Source organism: Pseudomonas sp. NyZ480 (assembly GCF_029537255.1).
Classification (GTDB): Bacteria; Pseudomonadota; Gammaproteobacteria; order Pseudomonadales; family Pseudomonadaceae; genus Aquipseudomonas; species Aquipseudomonas taiwanensis.
In genome coordinates this window covers 3,010,639-3,026,798 of the sequence record NZ_CP120626.1, presented here as the reverse complement: position 1 = coordinate 3,026,798, position 16,160 = coordinate 3,010,639, and the positions used below count along the sequence as shown (strand labels likewise).

The following is a 16,160-nucleotide window of genomic DNA, read 5'->3' as shown; positions in this document are numbered from 1 at the left end:
CGTGCTCCTTGATTCGGTGGAATGACGCCATGATGCGTGGGTTAAAGATCGAAAAAAAGCGTAAATATCGACTTAAAACAATCTATAAAATAGATTGAATTGCAGATGGCATTTGACCGCTTTGTCGCCTAATGCACTGATTCGCTGGCGATTTTTCTTAGATGCAGCGAACATGGCTGCTGATTCGATTTTCAACGGAGTGATCGTGGCCCACGAGCAAACCCAGGCGCCCGCCGACCTTACCCCTCCAGCCCAGCTGCCTTGGTTTCGTCGCCTGGCCGCACGCCTGCTTGGGCGTGGCCTGAGCCGTCTGCAAGCGCAACACCGCGACTCCTGGTTCCTGGGGCACGCCACTGGCCAACGTAGCGGCCACGCTGACGGCCTGCGAGAAGGTTTCGAGCGTGGACGGCTGGAAGGTTACGAAGCCGGGCGCCAGGTACTGGTGATTCGCGACACTCGCCCCGATGCGCCTGCGGTTCCCGGCCAGGACGACAAACTGTTCGATGATTGGCGTCTGCCGCTGAGCGCCGAGTTGAAAAAGCGCTTCAAGGCCGATGTCGCCCAGCGCCTGCCTGCCGAGGCCCAGCCCAGCGCCGCGCAGTGGAAGCTGATTTTCAGCGACACACCGTCCACCTGCGTGGTGGCGGGGGCCGGCGCGGGTAAGTCTACCTCGCTGGTGCTGCGGATATTGCTGCTACGCCATTACCTGGGCTACGAGCTTGACGCGATGACCGTGGTCACCTTCACCCGCGAGTCACGCAAGGATTTCATCAAGCGCCTGGTGCAGGTCTTCGCACGCTGGCAGATCGATCTGTCGCCTGCCCGTGCCCGGGAAATGGTACGAACCTTCCATTCGCGCATTCTGCCGCTGGTCCGCAGCCTGCCGGGTTTTGGCCAGGTACGGGCATTCGAGACACTGGGCAGCGAGATACCGGCCGGCCAAGAGGCTGAGGCTGACAGTAATCCGTTCGATCTACGTCTGAACGACGCCCAGCGTCAGCAGCTGAACCTGTGCTACAGCCAACTGCTCGATCAAAGCCCGCGTTTTGCCCAGATCATCGCGACCTTGCGTCGCGAGGCCCTGCAGCTCAAGCCCCTGGACCCGGACCACCCGGACGTGCAAAAGCGTGTGCAGGTGACCCAGCTGGCCGCCCAGCGTGACGAAGAGCTGTGCGATGTGATCGAGGACCTGTGGTTCGCGGCGGGCGCCTGGCCGATCAGGGGCATCGAGCCGTGCCGCGAGACGGTAGACATTCGCGGCAGTCGCTTCCATGTCCACGGGCGTCTAGAAGGGCTGGATACCTGGGTGGTGCTGGGCTTCGACCCCTCGGAAAGTGCTCAGTACCAACGCCCCGGCGCCAAGCTTGCGGTGCGTGCGGAATGGGCGGTCAAGCGCACGCTGTTGCAGGCCTACTGTGACAAGCCGCTGATCTGGCTCGACAACTACGCGATGGCCCGGCGCCTGGCGGCGTCGTTGGCGGGGGATGCGGTGTCGGGACCGGGTTTCGAGTACAAGGTCAAGGGCGAACTGGCAGCGGCGCCGCTGCTCGATGCCTTCGTCGGCGCGGCAAGTTTCATCGAGAACCTTGGCCTTGAGGTCGGCAGAGCGGTCGCAGCGATGAGCTTCCCCGCAGGCGACAGTGATGGGTTGTTCTTCGAAGCGCTGGCATTGTACTGGAAGGCGCTGGAGGCGCATTTGCTCGCCCAGTCGCCGCCGGTGATGAGCTACAACCGCATGTTCGCCCTGTTTGGTGAAAACAATCCCGAGAACCTGCAGCTGTTGCCCGACCCATTGCTGCGCCCGTTGGCCCATTTGATGATCGACGAGTTCCAGGACGTTTCACCACAGATCGTCAGTTGGCTCCGGGCCAGCCTCGCTGAAATTCGCCGGCGTGGCACAGCCATGCATACTGGGCGTAATGCCCAGCACTCGTCGTTGCTGTGCGTGGGGGACGACTGGCAGTCGATCTACGGCTGGCGTGGCAGCTCGCCCAAGTACTTCATGGAGTTCACCAAGACCTTCCCGTCACCGGCCAATACCCGGGTGATGCTGGTCGACAATTACCGCTGCCAGCAGCAGGTGATCGACGCCGCCGAGCATCTGGTCAAGGGGACCCCGGCCATCGCGGGCAAGAAGGCGCGTGCCGCGGGGCCGGCTGCGGAATTGCCGGGCTCGCCGGTCCGGGTGTTCGACCGTGACGAGGCGGCACTGGGCCAAACCTTGATCGAGCACTACCAGCGCGGTGAGTCGGTGATGATGCTGTACCGCAAGGGCAGTGACCGGGCCTTGATGAGTGAGCACCTGCAAACGGTACTGCAAGCCGAAGCGGCACTGCCCGCCGAGCAGCGTCGGCTGCGTCAGTTGACCTATCACAGCGCCAAGGGCCTGCAGGCCGATGCGGTGTTCATGTTGGGCGACTGCCAGTACCTGACCAGTTCGCCGTACAAGAACCAGGTCTATCGACTGGCCGAATTGGGCCGTTCAGGCGATGCCCAGCCTTTCGATACCGCGCAGAAAGAAGAGGTACAGCGCTTGGCCTACGTAGCGGTGACGCGGGCGGTCCGGCACTGCTATTGGCATGTCGAGGCTGCCAATGGCGAGGCGGCGAGTGCGCCGCGTGCGTCCAGCCAGGTGGATGGCCGGCAGGCCTTCTTCGAAGACCTGCGCGGACAGTGAGCGCGACCTAGCCGCCGAGGGTTGCCACCTGGTGGGTGAGGCTGAGCAACAGGCCATGTTCGACCTGCTGTTGCTCGGCGTTCAGGGCATCCATGGCTTGCTTGAACTGCCCGTCGTTGAGCTGCACGCGGCGCACATGGTGCTGTTCGTCCAGGGGACTGGCCGGCATGACTTTCGCCAGAGCGGTGGTGACCGAGGTATCTAGGCGCGTGACAGGCTCATTGCTTCGATCCAGGCAGTAGAACAGGTAGTCATGGCCTGATCGCCAGAAATCGGTGAGCAGGATGAACTGCTCGGCATAGCGGGTCTTAATGTGCATGACCCAACCTGGTTGCTCGATCAACCAGCGCTCCCGAGCCTGGTGGTCACGATCGAGCCGTTCCACCTCGGCAGCCACTTTGTCGATGATGCCTTGTGTGATTCTGGCGGTGTCACGGTACAGCATGCCCCGGCTCGGCTCGGGGAAGTCCAGGCGCGCGGCCAGCGATTGACGCAAGGCCAGTCGTACCTCGATATCGTCGACCAGGCCGGTTTGCAGGTACAGATCCGGATAGGCCAAAGGCTCGTCCAGCTCATCGTATGGCGGCAAGTCTTCGTCAAAGACATCATCTTGCAGGGCCTGCTTGCGTAGCGTTCTTCGCAGACTGATGCGGTCGGCCAGTTCATTGACTTTGCTGCGCCGGAACAACCGGTGGTAAAGGTGCAGCAGCGTTTGCGAGCGATCACCGAGCCGACCCGCCGTCTCGTGGGCCAGCACCTCGATCTCCAGAGCGCTGAAAGCATCGGCACCGGCATCCCCACAGGTGGGTGGGTAGTCCTGGGCGACTTGTTCAAGGCGCTCTCGTAGCCCGGTGTCCTGTCCGGCTTTCTCGAGCATGGCCCACACGCGCGTCGCAACGCCTTGTGCGTCCTGGCGAGCTTCTGCCGATTGCGCCAAACGCTCCAAAGCGTTGAGCAGATGGCGGTTCCCGCCGTGTTCGAACAGGTCGCTCCAGAGTCGTTGCTGGTGACTGCTGGCCTGGTCACGCCATATCCCCCGATCCCCTTGTCGTGGCGTACGCTCGGTCACGTTGACACCACCGTTCGCCAGGCGAGTACGCGTTGGGCCTTCGAGCGGGTTGAAATTGAACAGCCAGCTGCGTCCTTCGACACGGGCGGCAACATCGCGGGCGAAGGGTGTCTGTAACACGTCGGACAGATCGGGGACTGTACCGATGCGATTGTGGGAAAGGTCCAGGATGCGCAGTTGGTACTGCGGCTGGCGCATTAGGGTGGACAGCCCGTTGGGCCATTGGCTGAGGTCGCAGCGGTCCAGGTCGAGTTGCCTCAGCCGCGCCATGTAACGCAGGTCGGGGGCCAATTGCAGTGGATTGCCACTCAGTCGAAGCACCTTGAGATGCACCAGGTCCTGGAAGCGCGCCGCCAGTGCCGGGTTCAGCGTGATGTGGTTGTCCGACAGGCCCAGGGCCTCCAGCGGTAATCCTGCCAGGCAATCCAGGCTGGCATCGTTGAGCTCCAGCAGGTTGCCATGCAGATTGAGCACACGCAGGTCACGCATGGCGCCCAGGGCCCGCAGCGCCGTGGGGGGCAGGGTGGTGAGGCGGTTTTCGCCCAGCGACAGCGCCTGTAATTTAGGGGTCGACCTCAGGGCGTCGAACAGTGACTCAGCGTCGATTCGCGGGTTGTCGATCACTTCAAGCTGCGAGAGGTTTGGGAAGCACGCCAGAAAGGCGCCTTCCAGTCGGGTCAACGTCAGACGCTCGAGGGTAAGGGCGCGGACCTGGGGGAAGCGTGCGCTGATTGCCGGCAGTTCGGTCAGTTCCAGGTCATCGAGTACCAGCACCGAGGCGTCGGGCTCGCCTTCTTGGCGCCATGCACTCATGAGCCGTTCGCTGCATTGCCGGCGTTGGTCACGCAGGGGCGACTGCTCGACGGCCTGATGCCAGCGGTTCAGTGCGCTCAGCAAGGTGCGCTGTTCTTCTTCGAGTCGTTGGATTGCGCTGCCCAAGTCACCGGCTTGGGACAGTTGCGCTTGCAGCGCGCTGAGCTGCTCGGCATTGAGCGTTGGGTAGAGGGCCCGGAGTCGTCCGGTGGCGACGCTCGTGGAGGCGCCTCGGCCACTGAGCGGGTAGCCCAGACGGCCGTTGGCCAGGCGCAAGGGTGATCGCACGCTCGGCCTGATGGGCTGTTGGCCGAGCAGGGCAGCGCAATGCCCTCGGTCGGCGGTGGCGTGGCCGAACAGCTCGGTGGCCGTTGCGCCGGGGTGTTCGGCCAGCAACGCCTGTTTCAACAAATGGCTGTCGGCATTGGCCAGCGAGGGCCGATACAAGCCCAGGAGTGCCTGATCGAGCCGTGCATGGGCTTGCAGCAACCGTGCTTCTTCGGCAATGCGCAAAGGCACCCGCCCCGATGCAAGTCGTTGCCGCTCGCCGTGACCGATGTGTCTGAGTATCTCCTCCAGCGCGCTGTCCGGTAGGCCAGGAAACTGCCGTGCCAGTGTTTGCTCGGCAGGGCTACGCAATTTGCCCTGGCTGTGCCGCAAGCTGTCGAAAATGGCTTGGCGCTTGCTGTCCAGGCGATCGGCCAGTCGTTGGTCCAGGGTGCTGGCACGCTGCGCGGAAGGCGTATCGCCCAGCAGGGATTGCCGCTGTTGCTCACCCATCTGGGCCAGCACGGTCTGGCTCAAATGGCCGCTTTCCAGGTCCGAGCGAGTGATCTCGATTTCCACCTGGCCAAGCATCGGTGGCGCGCCGTAGCGCACCGAATCGCCCCAAGGCTCCGGGCCGTCGTACACCTTCAGCACATGATCCAGGGGCCATTGCGGCATGTTCAGCAGTTCTGGCAGTGCGTAGTTCTTGTAGGCGGCCAGGCGTTGGCCATGGCGTACGCTGCCGACGATGTGCTCTACCTGGTTGTCCAGGCGCAGGCGAAGCAAGGTTTCGCGCAGCAGTGCCGGAGGCTGCAGCCCGGTAGCCTGGGTGCGCCGCAGGACCGTGCTGTCGATGCCGGTAGTACGCAGGGCGGCGGCCAGTTCGGCATCGTCGAGCCCGGCGCTGAACTGGCCCAGGCGGCGCAGCAACTGGGCTGGCTCCCATTCCACCGGTCGTTCGAAAGCCAGTTGCCAACGACCGTCACCGTGGTGGTGCAGAAGAGGGGCATAAGCATTGGGGTCGTGGGGATGGCGAACACGCCACTGCTGTTCGGCGTCCCGGAAGATTTCGAACATCGCGCTATCGTGCATCCAGTAGATCTTACCCTCGACCCGGTAATAGCCTGACGCGTCCATCACTGCACCCTCCGGCAAGACTGTGGAGCTGGCATAACGGGCCATTTGCGGGTGCCACAGCAATGCTTGCCCGTCATGCCAGACGCGTTGCAAGGCATCGACGAAGCCAGAGGCCTGCACCAGCCGCGTACCTACCGCAAAACCCGCCGTTACCGCCGCATTGATGGCCAGTGCGGTCAATTGCCCCAACGCTTGGGCAGTATCGCCTTCCTCCCAGGCGTGGAACCCGGTGAACACCGAATCCATGATTTGATAGGCGAACACGCCCGCCATGACCGTATTCAGGCCGGGGACGAAAAAGGCGGCGACATTGAGAAGGCTCACGCCCGTCTCGGCCCAATGGGCCAGACGTTCCTGGCGGGCCTTGGCGTCGACATCGGCGGTTGGGACGGCGATGGCCCTGGCATCTGCTTTCATCCGCGAGACATTGGCCGCGTAGAGCGCCGACCAGAGCCCGCCATTGACTCGCGAAGGGGTGAACCGCAGATCGATCTCTCGGCGCGGGTGGACGAGGCCGTCACGCGGTTCGAACAGTGCCTGCTCAAGCAAGCGGTTCAGCTCCGCCTGTCTGTCCTGGTAGGCGCAATTGATCAACAGGCGGCGGAACGTGCTCTGCAGCAGCCTGTGGCTGAGATGCCGTCCAGCCTCCTGGCGTGAGCTGAACTCCCTGACCGGGTGTTCGCTGTCATTCGGCATGTAGACGATGCATGGATTGTTCTGGTCGGGTTGGTCTGGCCCGATCAGCAGGAGGTCGTGGAGGGGAATGTCGAACAGGCTCAGGCGCCAGCAGTGCAGGTCGTGTTGTCCATAGGTTGGCCGAGCTGCGTTTTCGGCCAGCTGGTTCAGGCCGCGGAGGCCGCGTTGGCTAAGCAGTCCCTGAAGGGCCGCGACCTGCGCCCGCACCCGTAATGAATGGCGCAGGGTGTCGAGGGTCAGTCGCTCGATTTCAGCCTTGCGCGGGCCGTCATAGTACGACTGAAGATGGGCCTGGTACTGTCGACCCAGGTCCAGCTCCCGGCAATGCCTGACGAAGCTCGCCATCGATAGCCCTTGCAGTGGGCTGTCATCGTCTGGCGCGTTGATCAGTGTGCTGTAGGCGCCGACTTCATCCAGGCCTTCGAAGTTGTGCAGGGCCGCCTCGAACAGGCTGCGCGACTGCGGCGCGCCGACAGGTCGGGTGGCCAGGATGTCCACTTCCCGCTCCGGTACCAGCGGTATCTCCGGGTTGGGAACGCCTGGCCAGTTGCTGCTGGCGGGTTCGAAGGGTTGGAACACATAGTGGGCCTTGTCCACGGCCACAGCGATGTTCAGTCGGCGGGTCAGCAACGGTTTGCAGAATTCGGTGATCCCTTGGAACCCGCGCAGGCTCTTTTGCAGGGCTCGTTGGTGGGTGTTGCGCGCTTCGATGAGTGCGCGCAGTCGCTGGCGATCATCATCCGAGGCGGTGCTGTACCAACTGAAGGGGGCGCCGTCATCGGCGAGGTAGTCGGCACGCAATTGCTCGACGATGTACTGGGTATGCGTTGGATGCAACATCGTGACCCATTCGGGCAGGGCGCGGCTGATAGATGCCTGGTGGAGCGGGGGTGTGCTGTACATGGCGAGAGCCTCTGGTCTTCAGAGGCGATAGTCGACCTTCGTTTCGCGGTCAGGATGCGGTAGATACTTGCCTACAAGGGTCGGTCTCGCGCATGTATGGGTCGGTACGAGGGCAGCGTTGCCGGGGCTTCTGGAGGATGGTGTGGCTATACACGGTGTCACCGGGTAGGCGTGAGGACGGTGGCGAATTCCGTCTGGCCATGGCGCCAGGTTTAGCCAGGGAGTAGTTGCATGCGTTCGCTATGCGGTCCGAAGGATCATCTGCTTGACCTCGAAGGCATTGAAATTGCCGTGCGCACGTGGGGGCCTGAAGATGGGATCCCGGTATTGGCCCTGCACGGCTGGTTGGACAACGCGGCTTCGTTCGAACGGCTCGGGCCGTTGCTCGACGGTTGTTTCGTGGTGGCCCCGGACATGGTTGGCCACGGGCGCTCCGACCATCGACGCCATGACAGCGGCTACTACCTGTGGGAGCATGCCGAGGACATGCTGGCGGTGACCGACAGCCTGGGCCTGTCGCAGTTTCATGTGTTGGCCCATGGCATGGGCACCGGGGTCGCATCGCTGCTTGGTGCTATGACCAGTGGCATCGCCAGCATGATCTTCCTCGACGGCATGGGAGCCCCGTTCACGGTTGCCGAGCATGACCGCGTGCAGCACCTGGCGCGCGCCTATCGGCTCAAGCGCATGGTCCAGCGCAGCCAGTTGCAAGGCTTCGGCGAGCCTGACACACAGCGTTTCGACACCATCGAGATGGCCTTGGCGCAACGGCGCAAGCGCCTGGACGGTGAATTGTCCGAAGAGGCCACGCGACTGTTGGCCCTGCGCGACTTGCTGCAACTGGGCGATGGCTACTGCTGGCGTCACGACCCACGGCTGGTGCTGCCCGAACCCATGCCGCTGACCGAGGGCGAAGCCTGCGACCTGCTTCGGCAAATCCGTTGTCCGCTGTATCTGATGTTCGGTCGCCAGGGGGCGTTCACCGGTGAAGGGTTCGAGCAACGCAAGGCGGCCTTGCCTGAACATGCCCGCGTTTCCTGGCATCCGGGTGGCCACCATTTTCACCTGGAAGCACCTGATCGCGCGCTGGTCGACCAGATACTGCGCATCCTGGCCCGCCACGAGGGGAGCTTGCTGCAACGACGGGTCAATGAGTGACGGTTATGGCGACGGTGTCAGGTCCTGAGCTATGGTGACAGGCAATGATTGCCTGGATGCCATAGGGAGGCTCGGCATGCGACCTTTCGCCATCGCCCATATCGACCATCTGGTCTTGAGGGTCACGGACCTTGCGCGCAGCGTTGCGTTCTACCGCGATGTATTGGGCTGTCGGGTCAGTCGCGAGCGGGAGGATCTGGGCATGGTCCACTTGGCGACCGGTTCGGCGATGATCGATCTGGTCACCCTCGATGGTCCACTGGGTAAACCGGGCGGTGCGGGTCCTGGGCCGCAAGGGCGCAACCTGCATCACTTCTGCCTGCGCATCGAGCCTTTCGATGAGCAGGCGCTGACCGCCTACCTGCTGGAGCAGGGAATCCGTGTCGAACCTGCCGAACGACGCTACGGTGCCGAAGGGGAAGGGTTGTCGCTGTACTGTTATGACCCCGACGGCAATCAGGTCGAGTTGAAGGGGCCAGTGCAGGACTGAACCCCAGGGCGAGGAACGCGGGGCCCTCGGCGCTCACTGGCGATGCTGGCCAGTGGATATCCTGGAAAAGCCGATTATGCTTCTACTGTCCTTGCTGCGATCCGAGGCGGCTTGCCTCGTCGTGCTTCGCGCAACCAATGCAAGCCCCAGGGCCTGGGTGCGACGCTGAAATGGGTGTGAGGTACTCCGGCCTTAGAACAACAAGACGGAGGCAACCCATGGCGGTACTCGATAGCGCAACCACGGGCAATAGCGCACCCCAACGCGGCATCACCCGAGAGGAGCGAAAAGTCATTTTCGCGTCATCCCTGGGTACGGTGTTCGAATGGTACGACTTCTACCTCTATGGCTCATTGGCGGCCATCATCGCCAAGCACTTCTTCGCAGGCGTCAATGAAACCACCGCGTTCATCTTCGCCTTGCTGGCCTTCGCCGCAGGCTTTGCCGTGCGGCCGTTCGGCGCCATCGTGTTCGGTCGCCTGGGCGACATGATCGGGCGCAAGTACACCTTCCTCATCACCATTGTCATCATGGGCTTGTCCACCGCGGTGGTGGGTATCCTGCCCAGCTATGCGACCATCGGGGTTGCGGCGCCGATCATTCTGATTAGCCTGCGCCTGTTGCAAGGCCTGGCTCTGGGAGGCGAGTACGGCGGCGCGGCGACCTACGTGGCCGAACATGCGCCCAAAGGGCGGCGAGGTTTCTTCACCGCCTGGATCCAGACCACCGCTACCTTGGGGCTGTTCCTGTCGCTGCTGGTGATACTGGCATGCCGCACCGCGATGGGGACCGAGGCATTCGAAGCCTGGGGCTGGCGCATTCCGTTCCTGCTGTCGATCCTGCTGCTGGCGATATCGGTGTACATCCGCATGCAGCTCAACGAATCGCCGGTGTTCATGAAGATGAAGGCCGAAGGCAAAGCGTCCAAGGCGCCACTGACCGAGTCCTTCGCCCGTTGGGACAACCTGAAGGTGGTGATCATGTCGCTGCTTGGCGGGACCGCCGGCCAGGCCGTAGTGTGGTACACCGGGCAGTTCTATGCGCTGTTCTTCCTGCTGCAGACGCTCAAAATCGACCCGCAGACCGCCAACCTGTTGATTGCGGGTTCGTTGCTGATCGGCACGCCGTTTTTCATCGTCTTCGGCAGCCTCTCCGACCGCATCGGACGCAAGAAGATCATCATGGCGGGGTGCATCATCGCGGCGTTGACTTACTTCCCGATCTTCAAGGCACTTACCGAGTACGGCAACCCGGACGTGTTCGTCGCCCAGGAGCAGAACCCTGTTGTGGTGGTGGCCGATCCTGACCAATGCGCCTTCCAGTTCGACCCGGTCGGCAAGGCCAAATTCACCAGTTCCTGCGACATCGCCAAAAGCCTGCTGGCCAAGCGTGCGATCCCCTATGGGAACGAAAAGGCCGAGCCGGGTAGCGTCGCGCAGATCCGTATCGGCGAGCGGGTGATTCCGAGCTTCGATGGCAGTGGCCTCGCGGCCGCTGACTTCAAGTCCCAGAGCGATGCCTTCACCGCTACCTTGGCGGGCGCTCTGAAGGATGCCGGTTATCCGGAAAAGGCCGACCCGGCGAAGATCCATTACCCCATGGTGTTGCTGCTGCTGACGATTCTGGTGATCTACGTGACCATGGTCTACGGGCCGATAGCCGCCTGGCTGGTGGAGCTGTTCCCAGCGCGTATCCGCTACACCTCGATGTCGTTGCCATACCACATCGGTAATGGCTGGTTCGGTGGCTTCCTGCCGACGGTGGCATTCGCCATGGTGGCGGCGACCGGCGATATCTACTATGGGTTGTGGTATCCGATCGTGATTGCGGTGATGACCGCGGTGCTGGGGATCTTCTTCTTGCCGGAGACCAAGGATCGGGATATCCATCACAGTTGAGGCTTCATTGGCCCTTTCGCGGGCAGGCTCGTTCCCACGCAGCCAGGAACGGGCTTACCCGCCCAAGGGCCGCTGCAGGTGCTTGCTCAATCGAAGTACCCGCGCAGGGTGAAGGCGTAGCCGATATCCACCTGCGCGGCCTCACCCCGGCTCCAGCGCTTGTTCAACACGAACTCGAATGCCGGCTCGTACAACCCTTCGCGCACCACGGCACCCGCCAGCACCTCCACGTCATACCAGCCGTTATCGAGCTCGATGATCGGCCGCCCGGGCTCCTGGTAACGTGCCAGTAGGTCGCCCAAGGTCTTGGGGGTGAAGTGTTGCAGGATGCGCCAGGTGAACAGCATCAGCGCGCGGTTCTCAACCCGCAACACATAGCCGGAGCGTTGATGCTTGAGGCGGCTGCCGGGTTGGCGCAGCGCGGGCGGGTCGCCGTCGAGGGTGAAAAGGATGCGGTAGGGCAGGTTGTCGACGCCGGCCAAAGGCAGCACGACCCCCTCGCGCACGGCCTGGTCGCCGCTGTCGCCATGGGTGAACTCGTAGGCCAGATCGTCTGGCAGGCCATGGGCCTGCTTGTAGCTTTCGAGCAACTGGATATCGCCGACCAGAAAGTAGTCGACCCAGTCAGTGAGCACTTCGCTGAATTCGTGGCGCATCGCTGTTCCTTGTTGTAATACGCGGTGAGCAAGGGCAACTGTAGCGGACGCCTTGCAGACTGTGAACGCAGGACAGCCACTTCAGACTGGCTTCAGATTTCTCCGGGATACTGCGCCGAACGCATGAACCCAGGGGGATACCATGACCCAGAACGATTGCGGCGCGATGTTTCCATTGGCCATAGGCGTGCATCCCGAGCGCCAGGCCCATCTGCTGCTGCATGGCGTGTCCGACCCAGGACGCGCCGAACTGGAACAGTTCATCCATGCCCGCTTCCAGTCCATTCACCACGCCGACGTCCATCACTATCTGCCTGAGCTACTGGGGCTGTACGACAGTCACCATCGTCTGATCGCCGCGGCGGGCATTCGCCCGGCCATCAGCGGTCCGCTATTTCTCGAACGCTATCTCGATGAGCCACTGGAGGCTTGCGTATCGCGCCTGGCCGCCGGCACGGTGCAGCGCTCGGAACTGGTGGAGGTCGGGAACCTGGCCGCACTCAGTGCGGGCAGCGCGCGGATCATGATCATTGCCGTGACCTGGTTGCTGGCCGAACGTGGTTTGCAGTGGGTGGCCTTCACAGGGGCGACGACCTTGGTCAACAGCTTCCATCGACTTGGCCTGGTGCCAACGGCACTGGCCCCGGCGGACCCGGAGCGCCTGCACGGCGAGGCGGCGAGCTGGGGGCATTACTACGCCCAGCATCCGCAAGTGTTCGTCGGACGCATCGGTGGTGGCTACACGGCGCTCGCCCAGAGTGGGGTATTCGAGCGGTTTGGCTTGCCGGTATCTGTACAGGAGGCCGGTCATGCCGCATGAACTGCAAGCGTTTCAGCAGATCCTGCACCGGCATGCACGTAGCCGTGGCGCGCAACCCGCCGTGCAAGGCAGCAGCGGCGCGTTTACCTATGACCAGCTGCTGGCCGAAGTGCAATGGCGGCAGGACTGGTTGGCCGGGCAACCTCGCGGTACCTTCGTGCTGGCCCTGGAGAATGGCCCCGAGGCCTTGTTCTGGGACCTGGCGGCACTGTTCGGCGATCGCCCGTGCGTGATCCTGCCGACGTTCTTCAGCCATGCCCAGCGCAGGCACTGCCTGGAGCAGAGCGGCGCGGTACTGGCGGTGGCCGATGAGGGCTTCGCCGAGGACCTGCGCCAATGCGGCTTCAGCCCGCGTGAACAATACTGGACGCGTGAAGCCACAGTCGCCCAGCCGTTGCCCCTCGGCACCGCGAAGATCACTTACACCTCCGGCAGCACGGGGGCGCCCAAAGGTGTGTGCCTCAGCGCCGACAGCCTGTTACGGGTCGCCAGTGAGCTGGAGGCCGCCAGCCGCGCTGCGGCACCGGGCAAGTACCTGGCAGTGCTGCCTTTGGCCGTTCTACTGGAGAACCTGGGCCTGTACGCCGCCTTACTGGCAGGTGCCAGTGTAATGCTGTACCCGCAGCAGCAGTTGGGCATGGGTGGCGCCAGTCAGGTCGACTTCAAGCGTCTGCTGGGCTGCATCGCGTTGTCCGGAGCCGAAAGCCTGATTCTGGTTCCACAGCTGTTGCTGGGTCTGGTCACGGCCATCGAGCGGGGCCTGATGCGTGTGGGGCCCTTGCGCTTTGTCGCGGTGGGCGGTGCGCGAGTGGCTTCCAGCCTGCTGCAGCGAGCCGAGGCCGTCGGGCTTCCGGTGTTCGAGGGCTACGGGTTGTCCGAATGCGCATCGGTGGTATGCCTCAATCGTCCTGGCGAGCAGCGCCTGGGCAGTGTCGGGCGGCCCTTGCCCCATGTGCAGGTACGTATCGCCGAGGACGGCGAGGTACTGGTCTGTGGCTCGGCCCTGCTGGGTTACCTGGGGGAGCCTGGGTTCGACGGCGCCTGGTGGCCCACGGGGGACATCGGGCACTTCGACCCGGACGGTTTCCTGTACCTCGATGGGCGCAAGAAGCACCAGTTCACCACCAGTTTCGGACGCAACGTGAACCCTGAATGGGTGGAGGCCGAGTTGACGCAAGGGGGCGTGATCGCGCAGGCGTTCGTGCACGGCGAGCACCTGCCCCACAACCTGGCGTTGCTCTGGCCGCTGGACCCGTCAGCGTCCGATGAAGCGATCGAGCAAGCGGTGCGTCAGGCCAACGCCGGGCTGCCGGACTATGCCCAGGTGCATGCCTGGAGGCGTTTGCCCGAGTCACTGAGTGTTGCCCAGCAGACCCTCACGGCCAATGGCCGCCCGCGGCGTGAACACATTCTGCAGCGCTACGAGTCGCTGCTAACTGAAATTCAATGAAAGAGGTCCATCATGTCATTCTTTGCAACCTTGCAAGCGGAAACCGCCGAGGAACGTACGGCGTTGTTCAATGTGCCTGTGATCAAGGACGCGCTTGACGGCAAGGCCAGCCTTGAGTCCTACAGGGCCTTCCTCGGCCAGGCGTATCACCATGTCCGGCATACCGTGCCACTGATGATGGCCTGCGGGGCGAGACTGCCTGAGCGGCTGGAGTGGCTACGCGGTGCGGTGTGCGAGTACATCGAAGAAGAATATGGCCACGAACACTGGATTCTCAATGACATCGCTGCCTGCGGTGGCGAGCCGCAACAGGTACGCGATGCGCGGCCGGCGCTACCCATCGAGCTGATGGTGGCGTTTCTCTATGACCAGGTCGCCCGTGGCAACCCCGTGGCGCTGTTCGGAATGGTCAATGTACTGGAAGGCACCAGCATTGCCTTGGCCACTCAGGCTGCCGGTTCCCTGAAGCAAGGCCTCGGCCTGCCGGACACCGCATTCAGCTACCTCAGCTCCCACGGCGCGCTGGACCAGGACCACATGGCCACGTATCGCAAGCTGATGGATCGCCTCGACAGTCCCGAGGACCAGCAGGCTGTAGTCCACGCAGCGAAAGTGGTGTACCGGCTGTACACCGCGATGTTCGAAGGGTTGCCACGCGCCAACCGGGGCGAGGTGCGCCATGCGGCTGTCTGACTGCGTGGTGGTGCTGACTGGCGCGAGCGGCGGCATTGGCCTTGAGTTGGCGGATCAACTCTGCGCGGCGGGGGCGCGGGTGTTGGCGGTCAGCCGCCACCTGGGCAAGCTGAGCAGCCTGATGAATCGCTACCCGCAGCAATTGCGCTGGCAGGCGGCTGATCTGTGCAGCGCCGAAGGCCGCGGCGAGGTGTTGGCAGCGGCGCGGGCCATGGGCGGTTTCAATGTGTTGATCAACGCGGCGGGCGTTAACCGTTTCGCCTTGATCGAACAGCTCGACGAAGCCGCGCTCGACGAACTGTTCGACCTGAACATCAAAGCCGCAGTGAAGCTCACCCGCATCTGCCTGCCACTGCTGCGCGAACAGCCTGCGGCATTGGTGGTGAACGTAGGCTCGACCTATGGCTCGATCGGTTACCCAGGCTACGCCACCTACTGTGCCAGCAAGTTTGCCCTGCGTGGTTTCTCCGAAGCCTTGCGGCGCGAACTGGCCGACACCACGGTAAGCGTGCTGTATGCCGCCCCTAGGGCCACCCGTACGGCAATGAACAGTAGTGCCGCGACGGCCTTGAACCAGGCTTTGAAGGTGGGCATGGACGACCCGCAAGATGTCGCCCGCGCCGTGCTGGCGGCGGTGCAATCGGACCGCAACGAGCTGTACCTGGGGTGGCCAGAGAAATTATTCGTCCGTCTGAACGGCATGCTACCGGGCGTGGTCGACCGCGCGCTGCGCAAGCAACTGCCGCTGATTCGCCGCTACAGCACCTCGCACAACAAGGAGTCGAGCAAATGAAACCCCTGATACTGGCCAGTCTGCTGGTCATCGCGCCTTTCACCTGGGCCTTGGATCAAGCCGGCACGCAGCAGCTCGGTGCCATCCAGCAGCGCTGGGCCGAGGTTCGCTACCGTGTACCCGAGGCACAGCAGGCTGCCGCGTTCGAGGCCCTGGCCGGGCAATCGGCGGCCCTGGTTCACCAGCACCCAGGTTCAGCCGAGCCGTTGATCTGGGACGGAATCGTCAACAGCAGTTGGGCGGGTGCCACCGGCGGGATAGGGGCATTGGGCAAGGTCAAGGCGGCACGGGCCAGCCTGGAAAAGGCCTTGGCCATGGACCCCAAGGCCCTGCAAGGCTCCGCTTACACAAGCTTGGGGGCACTGTATGATCAGGTGCCGGGGTGGCCATTGAGTTTTGGCGACCATGACAAGGCCGAAGCGATGTTGCGTCAAGCCCTGGCGATCAACCCTGATGGCATCGACAGCAACTACTTCTGGGCTGACCACTTGTATCGGCAGAACCGCTACGATGAGGCCCGCGCCGCACTGCAGAAGGCCTTGCAAGCGCCCGCCCGGCCCGGCCGCGAATTGGCCGACCAGGGCCGGCGAGGGGAAATCGATGCTTTACTCAAGGCAATCAAGGACAAGCAGGATTAAGC

General features: G+C 63.1%; 11 protein-coding genes. 9 read left to right on the top strand and 2 right to left on the bottom strand.

The features are described 5' to 3' along the window. Nucleotides 1–172: 172 nt before the first annotated feature. A complete protein-coding gene (locus tag P3R38_RS13780) occupies nucleotides 173–2,677 on the top strand; it encodes a UvrD-helicase domain-containing protein (protein ID WP_277686260.1) in 2,505 nt (834 codons plus the stop codon). Nucleotides 2,678–2,684: 7 nt separating this feature from the next. Here the strand turns inward: P3R38_RS13780 and P3R38_RS13775 are convergent, their stop codons facing one another. Beyond that, the gene (locus tag P3R38_RS13775) at nucleotides 2,685–7,562 is read right to left on the bottom strand and encodes an NEL-type E3 ubiquitin ligase domain-containing protein (protein WP_347176201.1); all 4,878 of its coding nucleotides are present in this window, start codon (nucleotides 7,560–7,562) and stop codon (nucleotides 2,685–2,687) included. 231 nt (nucleotides 7,563–7,793) lie between these two features. Between P3R38_RS13775 and P3R38_RS13770 the strand changes: the two genes are divergently transcribed. From P3R38_RS13770 to P3R38_RS13760, 3 genes are all read left to right on the top strand, one after another. Then, nucleotides 7,794–8,720, top strand: a complete 927-nt coding sequence (locus tag P3R38_RS13770) for an alpha/beta fold hydrolase (RefSeq protein WP_023380869.1) — start codon at nucleotides 7,794–7,796, stop codon at nucleotides 8,718–8,720. A gap of 76 nt (nucleotides 8,721–8,796) precedes the next feature. Beyond that, nucleotides 8,797–9,210 (top strand): VOC family protein, encoded by a 414-nt coding sequence (locus P3R38_RS13765; protein WP_104881679.1) that lies wholly within the window; start codon nucleotides 8,797–8,799, stop codon nucleotides 9,208–9,210. A 218-nt stretch (nucleotides 9,211–9,428) separates the two neighbouring features. Beyond that, nucleotides 9,429–11,108, top strand: a complete 1,680-nt coding sequence (locus P3R38_RS13760; RefSeq protein ID WP_023380867.1) for an MFS transporter — start codon at nucleotides 9,429–9,431, stop codon at nucleotides 11,106–11,108. 86 nt (nucleotides 11,109–11,194) lie between these two features. Here the strand turns inward: P3R38_RS13760 and P3R38_RS13755 are convergent, their stop codons facing one another. Continuing rightward, on the bottom strand, nucleotides 11,195–11,764 hold the full coding sequence (locus P3R38_RS13755; protein ID WP_023380866.1) for a hypothetical protein: 570 nt from the start codon (nucleotides 11,762–11,764) through the stop codon (nucleotides 11,195–11,197). A gap of 142 nt (nucleotides 11,765–11,906) precedes the next feature. Between P3R38_RS13755 and P3R38_RS13750 the strand changes: the two genes are divergently transcribed. The 5 genes from P3R38_RS13750 to P3R38_RS13730 are packed head-to-tail and all read left to right on the top strand — an operon-like array spanning nucleotide 11,907 to nucleotide 16,158. Continuing rightward, on the top strand, nucleotides 11,907–12,584 hold the full coding sequence (locus P3R38_RS13750) for a thermostable hemolysin (protein ID WP_023380865.1): 678 nt from the start codon (nucleotides 11,907–11,909) through the stop codon (nucleotides 12,582–12,584). Next, nucleotides 12,574–14,034 (top strand): AMP-binding protein, encoded by a 1,461-nt coding sequence (locus P3R38_RS13745; protein WP_023380864.1) that lies wholly within the window; start codon nucleotides 12,574–12,576, stop codon nucleotides 14,032–14,034. The genes P3R38_RS13750 and P3R38_RS13745 overlap by 11 nt, the downstream gene beginning before the upstream one ends. Before the next feature lie 12 nt (nucleotides 14,035–14,046). Continuing rightward, a complete protein-coding gene (locus P3R38_RS13740; protein ID WP_023380863.1) occupies nucleotides 14,047–14,727 on the top strand; it encodes an iron-containing redox enzyme family protein in 681 nt (226 codons plus the stop codon). Further along, nucleotides 14,714–15,520, top strand: a complete 807-nt coding sequence (locus tag P3R38_RS13735; protein WP_104881682.1) for an SDR family oxidoreductase — start codon at nucleotides 14,714–14,716, stop codon at nucleotides 15,518–15,520. The genes P3R38_RS13740 and P3R38_RS13735 overlap by 14 nt, the downstream gene beginning before the upstream one ends. Then, entirely contained in the window at nucleotides 15,517–16,158 is a 642-nt protein-coding gene (locus P3R38_RS13730) for a tetratricopeptide repeat protein (protein ID WP_023380861.1), read from the top strand. The genes P3R38_RS13735 and P3R38_RS13730 overlap by 4 nt, the downstream gene beginning before the upstream one ends. Nucleotides 16,159–16,160 lie beyond the last annotated feature (2 nt).